12 protein-coding genes are annotated in these 15032 nt (G+C 68.2%); 10 read left to right on the forward strand and 2 right to left on the reverse strand.

From position 1 onward, the window contains the following. The first annotated feature begins 108 nt into the window (after window positions 1-108). The 9 genes from K3A84_RS01285 to phnX all read left to right on the forward strand — a co-directional run bounded on the left by K3A84_RS01285 (window position 109) and on the right by phnX (window position 11231). The gene (locus K3A84_RS01285) at window positions 109-876 is read left to right on the forward strand and encodes an acid phosphatase (protein ID WP_225007255.1); all 768 of its coding nucleotides are present in this window, start codon (window positions 109-111) and stop codon (window positions 874-876) included. Between the two features lie 164 nt (window positions 877-1040). Next, a complete protein-coding gene (locus K3A84_RS01290) occupies window positions 1041-3821 on the forward strand; it encodes a TonB-dependent receptor (protein WP_225007256.1) in 2781 nt (926 codons plus the stop codon). A 72-nt stretch (window positions 3822-3893) separates the two neighbouring features. Next, window positions 3894-4532 (forward strand): sulfotransferase family 2 domain-containing protein, encoded by a 639-nt coding sequence (locus K3A84_RS01295; RefSeq protein ID WP_225007257.1) that lies wholly within the window; start codon window positions 3894-3896, stop codon window positions 4530-4532. Beyond that, window positions 4529-5143, forward strand: a complete 615-nt coding sequence (locus K3A84_RS01300) for an aspartyl/asparaginyl beta-hydroxylase domain-containing protein (RefSeq protein WP_225007258.1) — start codon at window positions 4529-4531, stop codon at window positions 5141-5143. Before K3A84_RS01295 ends, K3A84_RS01300 begins: the two co-directional genes overlap by 4 nt. Beyond that, window positions 5140-7059, forward strand: coding sequence for a tetratricopeptide repeat-containing sulfotransferase family protein (locus K3A84_RS01305; RefSeq protein ID WP_225007259.1), 1920 nt, complete (start codon window positions 5140-5142; stop codon window positions 7057-7059). The genes K3A84_RS01300 and K3A84_RS01305 overlap by 4 nt, the downstream gene beginning before the upstream one ends. A gap of 3 nt (window positions 7060-7062) precedes the next feature. Then, complete coding sequence (locus K3A84_RS01310) at window positions 7063-7989, forward strand: aspartyl/asparaginyl beta-hydroxylase domain-containing protein (protein ID WP_225007260.1); 927 nt, start codon at window positions 7063-7065, stop codon at window positions 7987-7989. Between the two features lie 29 nt (window positions 7990-8018). Next, window positions 8019-9335 carry a DUF5690 family protein gene (locus K3A84_RS01315; protein ID WP_225007261.1) on the forward strand — a complete coding sequence of 439 codons (1317 nt, stop codon included), beginning with the start codon at window positions 8019-8021 and terminating at the stop codon, window positions 9333-9335. After that, a complete protein-coding gene (locus tag K3A84_RS01320; protein WP_225007262.1) occupies window positions 9328-10449 on the forward strand; it encodes a TIGR03364 family FAD-dependent oxidoreductase in 1122 nt (373 codons plus the stop codon). Before K3A84_RS01315 ends, K3A84_RS01320 begins: the two co-directional genes overlap by 8 nt. After that, window positions 10446-11231 (forward strand): phosphonoacetaldehyde hydrolase, encoded by a 786-nt coding sequence (gene phnX, locus K3A84_RS01325; protein WP_225007263.1) that lies wholly within the window; start codon window positions 10446-10448, stop codon window positions 11229-11231. The genes K3A84_RS01320 and phnX overlap by 4 nt, the downstream gene beginning before the upstream one ends. Before the next feature lie 24 nt (window positions 11232-11255). Here phnX and K3A84_RS01330 read toward each other — a convergent pair whose 3' ends face one another. Continuing rightward, window positions 11256-12020 carry a UTRA domain-containing protein gene (locus K3A84_RS01330; RefSeq protein ID WP_225007264.1) on the reverse strand — a complete coding sequence of 255 codons (765 nt, stop codon included), beginning with the start codon at window positions 12018-12020 and terminating at the stop codon, window positions 11256-11258. 69 nt (window positions 12021-12089) lie between these two features. Then, the gene (locus K3A84_RS01335) at window positions 12090-12641 is read right to left on the reverse strand and encodes a phosphonate degradation HD-domain oxygenase (RefSeq protein WP_225007265.1); all 552 of its coding nucleotides are present in this window, start codon (window positions 12639-12641) and stop codon (window positions 12090-12092) included. A gap of 120 nt (window positions 12642-12761) precedes the next feature. Between K3A84_RS01335 and K3A84_RS01340 the strand changes: the two genes are divergently transcribed. After that, window positions 12762-14933: a phosphocholine-specific phospholipase C gene (locus K3A84_RS01340; protein WP_225007266.1), complete on the forward strand. Its 2172-nt coding sequence runs from the start codon at window positions 12762-12764 to the stop codon at window positions 14931-14933. Window positions 14934-15032: the final 99 nt, after the last annotated feature.

Consider the following 15032-nt stretch of genomic DNA (forward strand, 5'->3'; position numbering starts at 1 on the left):
TTCTCCTGTGCGGGCGTGTTCGGGGCGCGGCGTCATCCCGCCGTCGCAAAGGTGTGGCCTAGACCAGTGATATGGCGAATGGGTGACGCTGCAGGTGACGGGAACGTGATGAATCGCAAAGGCTTTGTCGCGCTGCTGGCGGGGTGTGCGCTTTCCGCGCAGGTTCCGGTGGCTTCCCCCGATGCGCACTACCTGACGCCTGCAACGACGCCTGATGGCCTGCGCATCCTCCCACCGCCGCCTGCGCCGGGCAGCCCGCGGGGCAGGGCCGACCGCAAGATCTTCGTGACAACGCGCAAGCTCGTTGGATCGCCGCGCTGGCGGGTGGCGAGCGCCGATGTGGACAGCGAGGCCTTCGAACACTTCGCCTGTGCGCTGGGCATGAAGCTGACCGCGCAGACCGCGCCCGCGCTGGCGCGCCTGCTCGATCGCGCCGGAACATCGGGCGTCGTCGATCCGGTCAAGCAGTTCTATCGCGCGCCGCGGCCCTACATCGGCACGCGCGCCCCGATCTGCCAGGCGCGCACCGCGCATCTGGCGGGGAACGGCGATTATCCTTCCGGCCATGCCGCCGGGGGCTGGATGGAGGCGCTGATTCTCGCCGAACTCGTGCCCGATCGCGCCACCGCCATTCTTGCGCGTGGCCGGGCCTTTGGCGAAAGCCGCGTGATCTGTGGCGCGCACAGCCTGAGCGCGGTCGAGGCGGGGTGGATGGCAGGCGCGGCGGCGACGGCTGCGTTGCACGGCTCGCCTGCGTTCCGCGCCGATCTGGAAGCCGCGCGCGGGGAAATGGCGGACCTGCGCGTCCGTGCACCCGCGCCCGACGCCGGGGTCTGCCGCGCAGAAAATGCCGCACTGGCGAAGAGGGTCTTCTGACGCAGGATGTCAGGCGGGGCGTGAGATATGATGCGATTCTGCCACACCTTTGCGCCTGCGCTTCGCTCATGCGGAAAAATGAGGAAGCCTGTCGAGCGATGTAACAGAGGAGTCGCCACCGTCTGCTTTGACCAACTGGTTCATACCAATTCCAGGGGGTTCTCATGACGAAGTCCAACCAGAAGAGCGTTTTGCTAGCCACGGTCGCGGCGGTGATCGTCGGCGCCATGCCCGGGATTGCAGCCGCGCAGCAGGCCCCCGACGCGGGCGCCGATGCTTCCACCGCCGACCAGATCGTGGTCAGCGGCTATCTCCAGTCGCTGGTCGTCGCGCGCGACATCAAGAAGAAGGCGGTGATCTCGGTCGATGCGATCGTGGCCGAAGACATGGCCAAGTTCCCCGAACTGAACCTTGCCGAATCGCTCCAGCGCCTGCCGGGCGTGCAGATCACCCGCGAAGCGGGCGAAGGCCGCCGCATCTCGCTGCGCGGCCTCGGTTCGGACTTCGCGCGCGTGCAGCTGAACGGCATGGAGGTGCTTGGCAACGTCGACTCCGCGCAGGACAGCCGCGGCCAGCGCACGCGTGACCGCGCGTTCGATTTCAACATCTTCGCCTCCGAACTGTTCTCGCGCGTCGAGGTCGAAAAGACCTTTCAGGCCGCGCAGAACGAAGGCGGCATGGCGGGCACCGTCGGCCTGTTCACCGGCAAGCCGTTCGACTACGCCTCGGGCACCAAGGGCGCGATCACGGTCAAGGGCGGTTCGAACCAGTACACCAAGGATGGCCAGTACCGCGTCGCCGCGCTGCTCAGCCAGAACTGGGACAACCGCTTCGGCATCACGATTTCGGCGGCCTATGGCAAGCGCAAGACCACCGAGCAGGGCCACAACACCTACAACTACACCCAGCCCAGCGCTGGTGACATGGCTGATCTGGTCGCCAACGGGCTCGACATCTCACACCTCTCGACCGAACAGCAGGCCAAGGTCATGTCGGGCGATCTCTACTGGGCCGATGGCAACCGCATTTCCTCGTGGAACGGCGACATGGAGCGCCTTGGCATCACCGCTGCGGTGCAGTGGCGCCCGGCCGACAACCTGCTGCTGACGCTCGATGCGCTGCACGGCCAGTTCACCACGCACCGCGACGAGGTGCACCTCGCCACGCGTCCGATCAACGGCACCGGCTCGATCGCCATCGACGGTGCGGCCAGCGCGCCCTGGCCGAGCGTGTTCCAGTCCGGCTCGACGATCAACGACATCGCCTGGGACAAGAACAACTACGTCACCATGAGCGACACCAGCGGCACCACGTTCGGCAGCGAACACCGCCGCGAGCTGAACAAGAACAAGTTCAACCAGATCGCGCTGACCGGCAAGTGGGACGTGAATGACCGCCTGACCATCGACGGCCATTTCGGCTTCGAAAAGTCGAGCTACGACACGCCGTACGACGACAAGTTCTACATGCGCGCCAAGGGCAATCTCGTCGCCGACTATGGCGCCAACGGCCGCTCGGCCACGTTCTCGTACCCCGGCACGGACCTGACCGATCCGTCGCTCTATGCGATGGACAACTTCTACTACCGCTCGTTCTACAACAAGTCCGAGCTGACCGAGGGTACGCTCAACCTGCACTACAAGCTGGACGATACCCTGACGCTGCGGGCGGGCGGCGCCTATCACAGCTTCTGGCAGGACGGCGCGAGCTACTTCTACGATGGCGGCGCCAACGGCACCACGGGCAAGACGCGCGGCACCTCGGTCGGTGACATCACCGACGTGTTCTCGAACAGCTTCGGCACCTGGCTGATCGGCAACTACGATCGCGGCTTTGCCAAATACAACGAATATCACCGCCTTTCGACCAACACCAAGGACGGGTCGGGCGGCGTTCTGCAGGACATCGAGAACGTCTACACCACCAAGGAGGAGACCATTTCGGGCTACGCCCAGCTCGACTGGGACACCGAAGTGATGGGCATGGGCCTGCGCGGCAACGTCGGCCTGCGCGGCTATCACACCAAGACCCGCAGCCAGGGCTGGATCCAGGGCGACAGCTACGCCTACCTCGGCACGGCGGATGTGAAGGGCGAATATTCGGGCGTGCTGCCTGCGATGAACGCGGTGCTGGACCTGACCGACGAGACGCTGCTGCGCTTTGCCGCGACGCAGAACCTCAACCGTCCCGGCCTCGGCTCGATCGCGGCGCAGGGCTCTGCCTTCCAGGACGAAAGCACCGGCGAGATCAGCGCTTCGCGCGGCAATCCCAACCTCAAGCCCTACAAGGACACCACGCTCGATTTCTCGGTCGAGCACTATTTCGGCAAGGTCGGCCTGCTTTCGGCCAGCGTGTTCCACAAGTGGATCAAGAACTTCATCGGTTCGCAGACGCTGACCAACGTGCCCTTCAGCCAGACCGGCGTTCCGGCCAGCACGATCCCCGGCGCGACGCCGGACACGATCGTCAAGGAATTCTCGATGCCGGTGAACATCGCCGGGACCAAGAGCCTGACCGGCGTGGAACTGGCGGCGCAGACGCAGTTCAGCTTTCTGCCTGCGCCCTTCGACAATCTGGGCGTCACGGCCAACTTCACGTATGTCGATGCCGACAAGACGCTGACCGGAATTTCCAACGTCAGCTACAACGCCACGCTCTATTACGAAACCGATCGCTGGGGGATGCGCGGTTCGCTCAGCCACCGCAACCGCTGGTACACCGGGCGCAGCGATGACGTGATGAGCGCGGACACGCGCGGGTTCGAAGCGACCACTTACGTCGATGCCTCGGCCTTCTTCAACGTGACGCCCAGGCTTCAGATCACGCTCAACGCGATCAACCTGACCAACGAGAAGGACACCCAGTTCTGGGGCCAGAACCGCTACCTCTACAACCAGAACCAGAGCGGCACGACCTACATGGGCGGGCTGGCCTACAAGTTTTGATCGCCTGATGGACCACGTGTTGCGCTCCCCTTGTCATAAAGGAGGGCGCAATCGCGTTCTAATGATGCGCCCATGATCGTCTCGCACCGTCACCGCTTCATCTTCGCCGCCGTGCCCAAGACGGGCACGCACGCCGTGCGGCAGGCGCTGCGCGAGCAGATGGGCGAAGAGGACGCCGAACAGGTGGGCCTGTTCGTCAACCGGCGCTTGCCCTGGGAGGAACTGGCGGCGATCCAGCACGGCCACCTTTCGCTGCGGCAGGTGCGCCCGTTCCTGGGCGAAGATGCGTTCGCGCGCTATTTCAAGTTCGCCTTCGTGCGCAATCCGTTCGACCGCTTCGTATCGTACTGCGCCTTCATGCTGCGCGGCGGCGACATGTTCCAGCGCCACCCGCGCGAGGCGATGCATCACTTCCTGTTCCGCGAACCGCCCGAACACCACGTGCTGTTCCAGCCGCAGGCAGCGCTGCTGGTGGACGAGGATGGCAGGACGCTGCTGACCGATGCGGTGGGTCGGGTCGAGGACATGCAAGCGTCCTACGATGCGATCTGCGCGAAAATCGGCATCGCGCCACGCCCGCTCGACCGGGTCAACGCCACCAGTCATGCCGATTACCGCCACTATTACGACCGCGCGCTGGTCGATGGCATCGCCCGTCGCTACGCGCTCGATTGCGAACTGTTCGGCTACAGCTTCGACGGCGGGTCATGAGGCCGTCCCCCAATCCGCGCAAGACCACCGGCACCCGCGTGCTCGGCAACGTCGAGATCACGCCCTTGCGCGCGGCCGTGCTGGCGCTGCCCGAGGCGGTGTGGGATGCCGAAAACGCGCGCAAGCCCAACCGCTTCGACGTGCTGGGCCAGACCCGCCACATCGTGTTTCGCTTCATCGCCGATGCGCGCGACTGGCGCGGGTCGTACGATTGCCCGCCGTGGGCCGGTTGGCGCGCGCTGCTGGAGCCGGTGCTGGCACAGGCGGTGCGCCCCTATGGTTACGAGCGCGGGCAATTTCCGCGCGTGATGCTGGCGCGCATGCCCGCAGGCGGCCTGATCCACCCGCACACCGACGCCAACCCGGCGGCGCTCTGGCCGCACAAGATCCATGTTCCCCTGCTGACCAACGCGGCGGTCGTGTGCAGCTTCGGCGGCGTGCAGCACCATTTCGCCGAAGGGGCGGCGGTGGAGGTGGACAACATCGGCCCGCACTGGGTCCACAATCGCGGCGAGACCGACCGCATCCACCTGATCTTCGAATATTTCGACGCCGACCAGCCCGATCCCGCTTGGCGCGCGCCGCTGCTGGCGCAAGGGGCGGCGCGATGATGCCCAAGCTGGCCGAGCGCGAGGCGCTGTTGCAGCAGGCGCAGGGCTTGCGCGCGAAGGGACAGGTCGCCGATGCGCTGGCCGTGCTGGCGCGGATCGAGGCGGCCGAGCCGCGCTTCAGCCGCTTGCACCAGGAACGCGGCCAGTGCCACGTCCTGCGGCGCGATGCGGCGGCGGCGGTGCAGTCGCTGGAAGAAGCGGTGCGCCTCAACCCCACGCTGCCGGCAAGCTGGGACATGCTGGCGCAACTCTACCGCATGTGTGGCGATGCGCCGCGTGCCGATGCGGCGGCGCGCCGCCTTGCGGTGTTGCGGCAGTTGCCGGTCGAGATCGTCGCCGCCAGCAGCCTCCACGCCGACGGCGATTGGGACAAGGCCGAGGCGATCCTGCGCGACTATTTGCGCGGTCAGGGCAACAACGCGGGCGCGCTGCGCCTGCTGGCGCGCATCCGGCTCGATCGGGACGATCCCGCCGGGGCCGAACGGCTGCTGCGCGCTGCGCTCGATCTGGCACCCGACTGGCACGAGGCGCGGCTCGACTATGCCATGGCGCTGTTGCAGCAGCAGAAGCACCAGCATGCGCGGGACGAGGCCGTGCGGCTGCTGGCCCATGGGCCCGCCAACCGCGACTATCGCAAGCAGTATGCCGCCGCCTGCGTCGGGCTTGGCGATCACGCAGCGGTGGTCGATATCTATACCGGATTGCTGGCCGAAACGCCCCCGACAGGGCCGGAAGCAGCGGAATTGCGCCTCTGGCGGGCCAATGCACTGAAGGCCGAGGGCCGCACGCAAGACGCCATCGCCGAGTACCGCGCCGCCATCGCCGCCGGGGATGAAGGCGCGGGCGGAGTCGCGTGGTTCAGCCTTGCCAACCTCAAGACCTACCGCTTCACCGACGACGAGATCGACCGGATGCGCAGGGCCGAGGCGGGGGCTGAAATCCCCGCCATGGAGCGCGTCTACCTCGCATTCGCGCTCGGCAAGGCGCTGGAGGATCGTGGCGATCACGCTGCGGCGTGGCGCTGCTACGAACGCGGCAATGCGCTGCGCCGCCGCCTGGGCCGCTATCGCCCGGAGGTGGCCGAAGCCTGCGTCGCGCGGCAGGCCGGGGTGTTGACGCCCGATTTCTTCGCGGCGCGCGCGGGCTGGGGCCTGGCCGATCCCGCGCCGATCTTCGTGGTAGGAATGCCGCGCTCGGGCTCCACCCTGATCGAACAGATCCTCGCCACGCACCCTCAAGTGGAGGGCACGCACGAACTGACCGAGATCGGGCGCTACGCCGCCGAAATCTGCGGCGCCGATCCCGATTGCGGGCTGCCGGTCGAGCCCGAGGCGCTGGCGCGGCTGACGGAACGGCAGGCGCGCGCGCTGGGGGAACGCTTCCTGACTGAAACGCAGGTCTATCGCCGGGCCGGGCGGCCGTTCTTCATCGACAAGATGCCGAACAACTTCTGGCATGTCGGGCTGATTCACCTGATGCTGCCGCGCGCCACGATCATCGATGTGCGGCGCGCGCCGATGGCCTGCTGCGTCGGCAATCTCAAGCAGTTGTTCGGCACGACCAACCAGGAATTCGCCTATGGCATCGATGACGTGGCCCGGCACTACCGCGCCTACCTTGGGCGGATGCGCCACTGGGACGCGGTGCTGCCGGGGCGCGTGCTGCGCGTCCATCACGAGGACGTGGTCGCCGACCTGGAAGGCAACGTGCGCCGCCTGCTGGCGCACGCCGGATTGCCGTTCGATCCAGCCTGCCTCGCCTTTCATGAAAACCCGCGCAGCGTGCGCACGCCCAGTTCCGAACAGGTGCGCCGCCCGATCGACGCTGCCGCGATCGACCAGTGGCGCGCCTATGCCCGCTGGCTCGAACCGCTGGAACGCGCGCTCGGCCCGGCGCTGACCACGTACCGGACCTGACCCATGCGACTGCCGCGCCCATTCTACCAGCTGCCCGTCCTGTTCGACATCGCCCGGTTGCAGGCCGAAGTCGCCAGCCTGCCCGAAGCGGCCTGGGCGCCCCATCCCGATGGCGTCGCGGGCAACAGCGCGGCGCGGCTGATCACCGCCGAAGGGGGCGAGAACGATGCCCACGTCGGGCAGATGCTGCCGACGCGCTGGCTGGCGCAGATGCCGTTCGTGCGGCAAGCGCTGGCGAGCTTCGGCGTGGTCTGGAGCCGGTCGCGGCTGATGCGGCTCGGCCCCGGTGTGGGCGTGCCCGAACACGCCGATATCAATTACCACTGGCACACCCGTGTACGCCTGCACATCCCCGTGTTCACCACGCCCGAAGTGCGTTTCCACTGCGGCGGCGAGGCGGTACACATGGCCGCCGGCGAAGCGTGGATCTTCGACAACTGGCGGCGTCACCACGTGGCGAACGGCGCCGCACAGCCGCGCATCCATCTCGTCGCCGATACGTCGGGCACCGCGGCCTTCTGGCGCTTCGCGCTTGCCGATACCCCGCCGCGCGACGATTGGCGGCGCCTTGCGTGGAACCCGCAGGCCGATCCGGCGGTGCTCACCGAAGCCGACCAGCGCTCGCCCGCCATGCCCGCCGCCGAAGTGCAGCTGCTGATCGACGACCTCTGCGCCGAACTGCAGGGCGGGGCTGCGCAGGCGGACGCATTTACACGCCTGCTGCAAGGCTTCGTGCAGGACTGGCGCCAGCTTGGCGCGCTGCACGGCACGCAGGGCCGGGCACTGCCCGCGTTCCAACGCCTCGCCATCGGCGTCCATCAGGCGGCGCGGGCGCTCGCCGATGGGCTGGTGATGCGCACCAATGGCGCGCCCGCCCTGCTCGTGCTGGAAAAACGCGTGCTGCAACACCTTGTCGCGGCCGGGTTGTAATCGAACTGCCGCACGTTTGGTCTAGTCCAATGGCGATGCAGTCGTCGCCCGTCATCCCGGCCCGAAGGGCGCAGAGCCGTTTCAAGGCGCTCGGCTCGGGCGAAATGCCGCTGCTGCTGCTGGGCGGCCTCGCGGCGTTCTCGGCCTATTTCGCGATGTACGCCTTCCGCAAGCCGCTGACGGTGGCGACGTATGACGACGTCGGGTTCATGCCGTTCGGGCTCGACTACAAGTCGGCGCTCGTGATCATGCAGGTCATCGGCTACGCGCTGTCCAAGCTGATCGGCATCCGCGTGATCGCGGGCTTCGGTCGCAAGGGCCGGGCGCGGGCGATCGCCGCGCTGATCGGCGTTTCATGGGGGGCGCTGGTCGCCTTCGCGCTCGTCTCGCCCGCGCTCGGGCTCGTCTGCGTGTTCTTCAACGGCCTGCCGTTGGGCATGATCTGGGGGCTGGTGTTCAGCTACGTCGAAGGGCGGCGCGTGTCCGAACTGCTCGGCGCGATGCTGTGCGCCAGCTTCATCGTCTCGTCGGGGCTGGTCAAATCGGCGGGCGCGCTGCTGCTGCAGGCAGGCGTGAGCGAACGCTGGATGCCCGCGCTGACGGGGCTTCCCTTCATGCCGCTGCTGCTCCTGTCGCTGTGGATGCTCGAGCGCCTGCCGCCGCCATCGCCGCAGGACGAGGCCGAACGTGCCCCACGCGCGCCGATGGGGCGGACCGATCGCGCCGCGTTCCTGCGCGATCACGGCCTGCCGCTGGCGCTGCTGGTCGGCGGCTACGTGCTGCTGACCGCGATGCGCGATTTCCGCGACAACTTCGCGCCCGAGCTGTGGAACGCGCTGGGCATGGGCGGATCGGCGGCGGTCTTTTCACAAAGCGAGGTGCCGGTCGCGGTGATCGCGCTGTCGGGCCTCGCCGCGCTGATGCTGGTGCGCGACAACTTGCGCGCGCTGCTGGCGATGCACGCGCTGATCCTGCTCGGCGGGCTGATGCTGGGGCTGGGCACGCTGGCGTTCCAGGCTGGGTGGCTGGGTCCGATGCCGTGGATGATCGTGACCGGCGCCGGCCTCTACCTTGCCTACACGCCGTTCAATGCCATGCTGTTCGACCGCATGATCGCGGTGGTGGGCAGGGCGGGCAACGCCGGGTTTCTGATCTATGTCGCCGATGCGTCCGGCTATGCCGGCAGCGTGGCGCTGCTGGTGTGGCGCAGCCTGTTCGCGCCGGGGCGCAACTGGCTGCCGGTGTTCATCGATTGCGCCTATCTGGCCTCGGTGCTGGTCATGGCTTTCACGCTGTGTTCGGCGGTCGTGTTCATCGCGCGGGGAAGGGAGAAGGGCCATGACTGACCTGATCGTGATAGGGGCGGGCATAGTCGGGTTGGCCCATGCCCTGGCCGCCGCGCGACGGGGCAAGCGGGTGACCGTGATCGACCGTGATGCGCACGCCAACGGCGCCTCGATCCGCAACTTCGGCTTCGTCACCGTGACCGGCCAGCAACGCGGGCAGGTCTGGCAGCGCGCCCGGCGCAGCGCCCGGATCTGGCGCGAGGTCGCCGCGCCCGCAGGCATCCGCATCGAACAGGAAGGCCTGCTGATGGCAGGGCAGCGGGCCGAGGCCGGGCCCGTGCTCGATGCCTTCATGGACACCGAAATGGCCGAAGGCTGCACCCGCCTGACCGCAGCGGAGGCGCAGGACTTGTGCCCCCGCGTCAGCGCGCCGGCGGGCGCGATCCTCAGTTCCGCCGACCTGCGCGTCGAATCGCGCGAGGCGCTGCCCCGGCTGGCGGCCTGGCTGGCGCAGGCGCACGGGGTGACGTTCCGCTTCGGCGCGGCAGCGGTGGCGGTCGAGCCGGGCCGGGTCGCGCTGGCCGACGGGACCGACTTGCGCGCAGAAGCCATCGTCGTCTGCCCCGGAGACGATTGGGCCACGCTGTTCCCCGCGATCTACGCAGGCGAGGCGATCACGCGCTGCAAGCTACAGATGCTGCGCCTTGCCGCGCCGGGCTGGCAGCTGCCCGCGCCAGTGATGAGCGACCTCAGCCTGATCCGCTACCTTGGCTATGCGGAGCTGCCCGAGGCCGCAGCGCTCAGGGCGCGGCTCGAAGCCGAGGAGCCCGAGGCGCTGGGCTGGGGCATCCACCTGATCGCGGTGCAGAGCGCCGACGGGACGCTGGTGGTGGGCGACAGCCATGAATACGGTCCGACCCCCGATCCCTTCAGCCGCGCCGCGATCGACGCGGCGATGTTGCGCCAGTACGCCGCCGTGCTGGGGCCGCCACCGGCCGTGGTCGAACGCTGGACCGGCACCTATGCCTCCGCCGCCGGGCACAGCATCGTGCGCGCGCCGGCGGACGGGGTGCGCCTGGTCGTGGTGACCAGCGGCACTGGCGCATCGACCGGCTTCGCGCTCGGCGAAGAAGTGATCGCCGACCTGTTCGGCAAGGAAGGAACCTGCGCATGATTCCGGGGCTCAAGGCGGTGGTGTTCGACTGGGCGGGGACCATGATCGATTTCGGCAGCCGCGCGCCCGTGGTGGCGCTGTGCAAGCTGTTCGAAGCCCACGGGGTTCCGCTCGAAGAGGCCGAAGCGCGCGCGGACATGGGGCTGGCCAAGCGCGATCACATCGCGGCCATCCTGCGTGGTCCCCGCGTGGCGGCGGGATGGACCGCCCGCCACGGCGGCGCGGCGGACGAGGCGACGATCGACCGCCTGTTCGGCGCGATCGGCCCGATGATGCGCGAAGCGGCCAATGAATGCGCCACGCTGATCCCCGGCGCGGCGGACGTGGCGCACGCCTTGCGCGCGGGCGGGGTGAAGATCGGATCCTGCACCGGCTATACCCGTGCGATGATGGCCGACATCCTGCCCGCCGCCGCGGCGCAGGGCTATTCCCCCGATGTCCTCGTCTGTGCGGGCGATACGGCGCAAGGGCGCCCGTCGCCGCTGATGCTGTGGGAGAACCTGATCCAGCTGGAGGCCTGGCCCGTCAGCGCCTGCGTCAAGGTGGACGACGCCGCCGTGGGCATCGCCGAAGGCCGCAACGCGGGCGTGTGGACCGTCGGCGTGGCGGCCAGCGGCAACGGCGTGGGCCTTTCCGCGCAAGCGCTCTCCGCCTTGCCCGAGGGCGAACGCCAGGCGCGCATCGCCGCGGCGCGCAAGGCGCTGGAAGAGGCGGGCGCGCATCTGGTGATCGACACCGTGGCCGACCTGCCCGAAGCACTGGCGCGCCTACCCATCAGTTAAACTCTATTGGCCGGGGCCGATCGGCTAACCCCGAACGGTCAGGTCGACGTGTACGCGGATGGCGTCGTGCCGCCAGTATTCGCGGTCGTATTCGACCACGCGGCCTGCCTCGTCGAAGCTGGTGCGCGTCACCTTCAGCCCCGGCGTGCCCGATTTGACGCCAAGCCGTTCGGCCACGTCGCGGATCAGGGCGCAGGGGCGCATATCCACGCGGTTGCGGAACGCGGCGATGCCGTAGTGGGTCTTGAGGATATCGGTCAGCGAGCCGTCGAGCGAATGGTCGAGCAGGTCGGGCGCGAGCGCGGGATCGACCGCGATGCGCTCCACCAGCACCGGGCGCGCATCGATCGTGCGGCGGCGCTCGATCAGGAACAGCGGCGATCCCGGCGCGATGCGAAAGATATCGGCCATGCCGGGGCTGGCCGGGACGACGTGCTTGTCCAGCGTCTCCGTCCCCGGAACGCGGCCCTGTTCGCGCACATAGCGCATGAAACCGGCCCAGCGGGTGGGGTCATAGGTGACGGCAGGCGGCGATACGTACCAGCCACTGCGGTCGCGGCGATAGATCAGCCCTTCGGCCTCCAGCTGCGCCAGCGCCTCGCGGATGGTGCCGCGCGCGGTCCCCGTCTCGCTCTGGAACTGGCGTTCCGAGGGCAGCCGGGTGCCGGGGCCGATCCGCCCCATCTCGATGTTGAGCGCGATCCGGTCGCGCAGCGCGAGGTATTGCGGACGGCCTGCCTCGTCGTCCGAAAGATCGGGAAGGTCGAGCATCCTGTGGGTCACCGTCATTGTTCCCGCAGCATGGCAGGCGGGGCGCGGGCCGGTCAAGGGCGAGGGCGAGGGCTGAGGGGGCAGGCGTCAAGCAGGCTGCAGCAGCCCCTCCAGCAGAGCCCGATAGGATTCGAGCGGCGGCACCGCCAGGTCGGGCTGCTTGGCCGCATCGTCGAAGCGGCGCAGACGGATGGCGTCGGCGAAGAAGGGATCGCGTTCGAACGCGGCCACCTCGTCGGCATCCATCGCACCGCCCTGCAATTGCAGGCTCAGTTCGGATGCCGCGCTCAGGCCCTCGCGATAGCCCGGCTCGACCGCGCACAGATAGCGCTTGGCCGCGACGTGCAGCCGCATCGGTTCGGTCACTTCGGGCCCGAAATAGGGCCGCAGGAACGCCGCGCCGATTTCCTCGTGCAAGGCGTCGACGCCCTTGCCCTCGGCGGCGTTCCCGGCATCGTCGATGAACTGGCCGACATCGTGGAGCAGCGCGGCGGCGACAAGGGCGGGGCCACAGCCTTCGCGCTGCGCCAGCCAGGCGCATTGCACCGCGTGCGCGTACTGGGTGATCGCCTCGCCATAATGCAGGGCGCCGAACCGGATGATCGGGGCCATCACGTCGTCAATTCGCTTGCTGTCCATCCGGTCGGTCCGTTCCCTTGCTGGGTGAGGCGTACGTCGCCAATCTGTCGTCATTTTGGACTATACCAATAAGGTGACTGGCTGGCGACATCCGCCGGCGCATAGAACCGGGAAAAACGAATGCACGGACACGACCGGCGCAATTTCCTGAAGCTCGGCGCAGGTGGCGTGGCCGGGTTGGGCAGCTGGGGGGCACTGGTCGACCGCGCGCTGGCGATCGTGCCTGCCCGACGCACCGGCACCATCGCCGACGTGCGCCACATCGTGGTGCTGATGCAGGAAAACCGCGCGTTCGACCACTACTTCGGCCTGCTCGACGGCGTGCGTGGCTTCGGCGATCCGCGCCCGTTGCGCCTGCCCTCCGGGCGGTCGGTCTGGGCGCAGCCTTCGACCGAGCACCCCGATGGCCATGTGCTGCCCTATCATGGCGACAGCCGCACCAGCCGTGCCTTCACCGTCGATGGCGCGGATCAGTCGCATCAGGAGGCGATGCACATCTTCAACCGGGGCCGCTACGATCGCTGGGGCCATAGCGGCGAGCTGCGCAACCGGATGCTGCACTATGGCCCCGGCGACCTGCCGTTCTACTATGCGCTGGCCGACGCCTTCACGATCTGCGACGCCTATCACTGTTCGACGATGACGCAGACCTATCCGAACCGTCTGCACCTTTTCACCGGGTGCAACGGCGGCGGAACCGTGGGCGGCGACCCCGAGATGAGCAATTATGGCGAGGACGAGACGCCCAGCGCCGACATGGCGACCGACCGTCCCTTGCGCCCCGACGCCTATCGCTGGACGACTTATGCCGAGCGTCTGCAGCGGGCCGGGGTAAGCTGGAAGGTCTATCAGGAATACGACAATTTCGGCGACAACCTGCTGTCGGTGTTTCCCGCGTTCCGCCCCTGCGACACGCAGTCCGACCTCTACCGGCGCGGGCGTTCGTGGGTCAGCGAGCACAAGGCCGGAGCCGATCGCACGCGGTCGGACGGAGACCAACTGGTCGAAGCCTTCCGGCAGGACGTTGCCGCGGGCACGCTGCCGCAAGTCTCGTGGATCGTCACCGCGGCGGACCTGTCCGAACACCCCAAGGCCGAACCTGCCAAGGGCGAAGACCTGACCGCGCGGCTGCTCGCAGCGCTGATCGATCACCCTGACGTCTTTGCCGGAACAGCGTTCATTCTGAACTACGACGAGGCGGGCGGCTTCTTCGATCACATGCCCCCGCCAGTGCCGCCGGTGGGCGACTATCGCGGGCACAGCACGGTGTCGCTGGCGGGCGAGGCGAAGGACTGGTCGCAGGCGCACGCCTGGGCAGCCGATCATGGCGCGGTGCATCCGATCGGCCTCGGCATCCGTACGCCCACGATCATCGTGTCGCCCTGGACGCGTGGCGGCCACGTCTGTTCGCAGCTGTTCGACCATACCTCGGTACTGCGCTTCATCGAGCAGCGCTTCGGAGTGGCTGAGCCCAACATCAGTGCGTGGCGGCGCGCGGTGTGCGGCGATCTCACTTCCGCGTTCGATTTCGCCGTGGCCGATCCTGCGCGCGGCGTTGCGCCGAAGCCCGACGCCGCCGCCTTGCGCGAACGGCTGGCGCGCTCCGCCGCCGGAACCGACAACGCCATTCCCGCTCTCCAGCAGCCGACGGCGCAACTGCCCGGCCAGCGCGCCCACCGTGCCTTGCCCTATCGCTTCGCCGTGCAGGGGACCACGACCGAGCGCGGCGCGTTGCGCATCGCCATGGACAACCCCGGCCCGGTCGGTGTGACCATGACGGTCCACGATAACGCGGCGGCACAGGACCCGTGGCATTTCACCATCGGCGCGGGGCATGCCCACGCGCACGCGGACTGGGGCGCTTCGGCTACCTTCGATCTCACGCTCCACGGCCCCAATGGCTACCTGCGACGCTTTGCCGGCCACGCCGACGATGCGTTCGACGTGCTGGCACACGAAAGGCGGGACCTCGACGCGCTCGAACTCGTCCTCATCAACCGCAGTGCCGCGCCGCTGGCATTCACCGTGATGCTCGATCCCGCCTATCGCGTGCATGGTCTGCGTCGGCGGCGCCTCGCCGTCGGCCCCGGCACGCAGGTCTCCCACCTCTGGCGGCTTGGCGCGAGCGATCGCTGGTACGACCTGACGCTGCGTGTCGAAGGCAGGCCCCATGCCATGCGCCGCTTTGCCGGAATGCTTGCCACGGACCGGCCCGGCCGCACCGATCCGGGCATCGGCGCAATGCGCGTCGATCCCGCGCAAATGTCACACAACGCTTGTTGTAAACCCTAGAACAATGTGGAGTGGCCCGGCGTCGAACCCGCCGCCTAGAGTGCAGGGCAACGCAAGAGCGCGCGCAGGTGGCCGACGCCATCCGCGCGGGCAGGGCAG

It is taken from the genome of Novosphingobium percolationis, from assembly GCF_020179425.1.
In the GTDB taxonomy this organism is placed as follows: Bacteria; Pseudomonadota; Alphaproteobacteria; order Sphingomonadales; family Sphingomonadaceae; genus Novosphingobium; species Novosphingobium percolationis.

Bases quoted from the DNA above. Each gene is read 5' to 3' on its own strand.
- K3A84_RS01285 (WP_225007255.1), top strand. From the start codon at position 109: ATGAATCGCAAAGGCTTTGTCGCGCTGCTGGCGGGGTGTGCGCTTTCC.
- K3A84_RS01290 (WP_225007256.1), top strand. From the start codon at position 1,041: ATGACGAAGTCCAACCAGAAGAGCGTTTTGCTAGCCACGGTCGCGGCG.
- K3A84_RS01295 (WP_225007257.1), top strand. From the start codon at position 3,894: ATGATCGTCTCGCACCGTCACCGCTTCATCTTCGCCGCCGTGCCCAAG.
- K3A84_RS01300 (WP_225007258.1), top strand. From the start codon at position 4,529: ATGAGGCCGTCCCCCAATCCGCGCAAGACCACCGGCACCCGCGTGCTC.
- K3A84_RS01305 (WP_225007259.1), top strand. From the start codon at position 5,140: ATGATGCCCAAGCTGGCCGAGCGCGAGGCGCTGTTGCAGCAGGCGCAG.
- K3A84_RS01310 (WP_225007260.1), top strand. From the start codon at position 7,063: ATGCGACTGCCGCGCCCATTCTACCAGCTGCCCGTCCTGTTCGACATC.
- K3A84_RS01315 (WP_225007261.1), top strand. From the start codon at position 8,019: ATGGCGATGCAGTCGTCGCCCGTCATCCCGGCCCGAAGGGCGCAGAGC.
- K3A84_RS01320 (WP_225007262.1), top strand. From the start codon at position 9,328: ATGACTGACCTGATCGTGATAGGGGCGGGCATAGTCGGGTTGGCCCAT.
- phnX (WP_225007263.1), top strand. From the start codon at position 10,446: ATGATTCCGGGGCTCAAGGCGGTGGTGTTCGACTGGGCGGGGACCATG.
- K3A84_RS01330 (WP_225007264.1), bottom strand. From the start codon at position 12,020: ATGACGGTGACCCACAGGATGCTCGACCTTCCCGATCTTTCGGACGAC.
- K3A84_RS01335 (WP_225007265.1), bottom strand. From the start codon at position 12,641: ATGGACAGCAAGCGAATTGACGACGTGATGGCCCCGATCATCCGGTTC.
- K3A84_RS01340 (WP_225007266.1), top strand. From the start codon at position 12,762: ATGCACGGACACGACCGGCGCAATTTCCTGAAGCTCGGCGCAGGTGGC.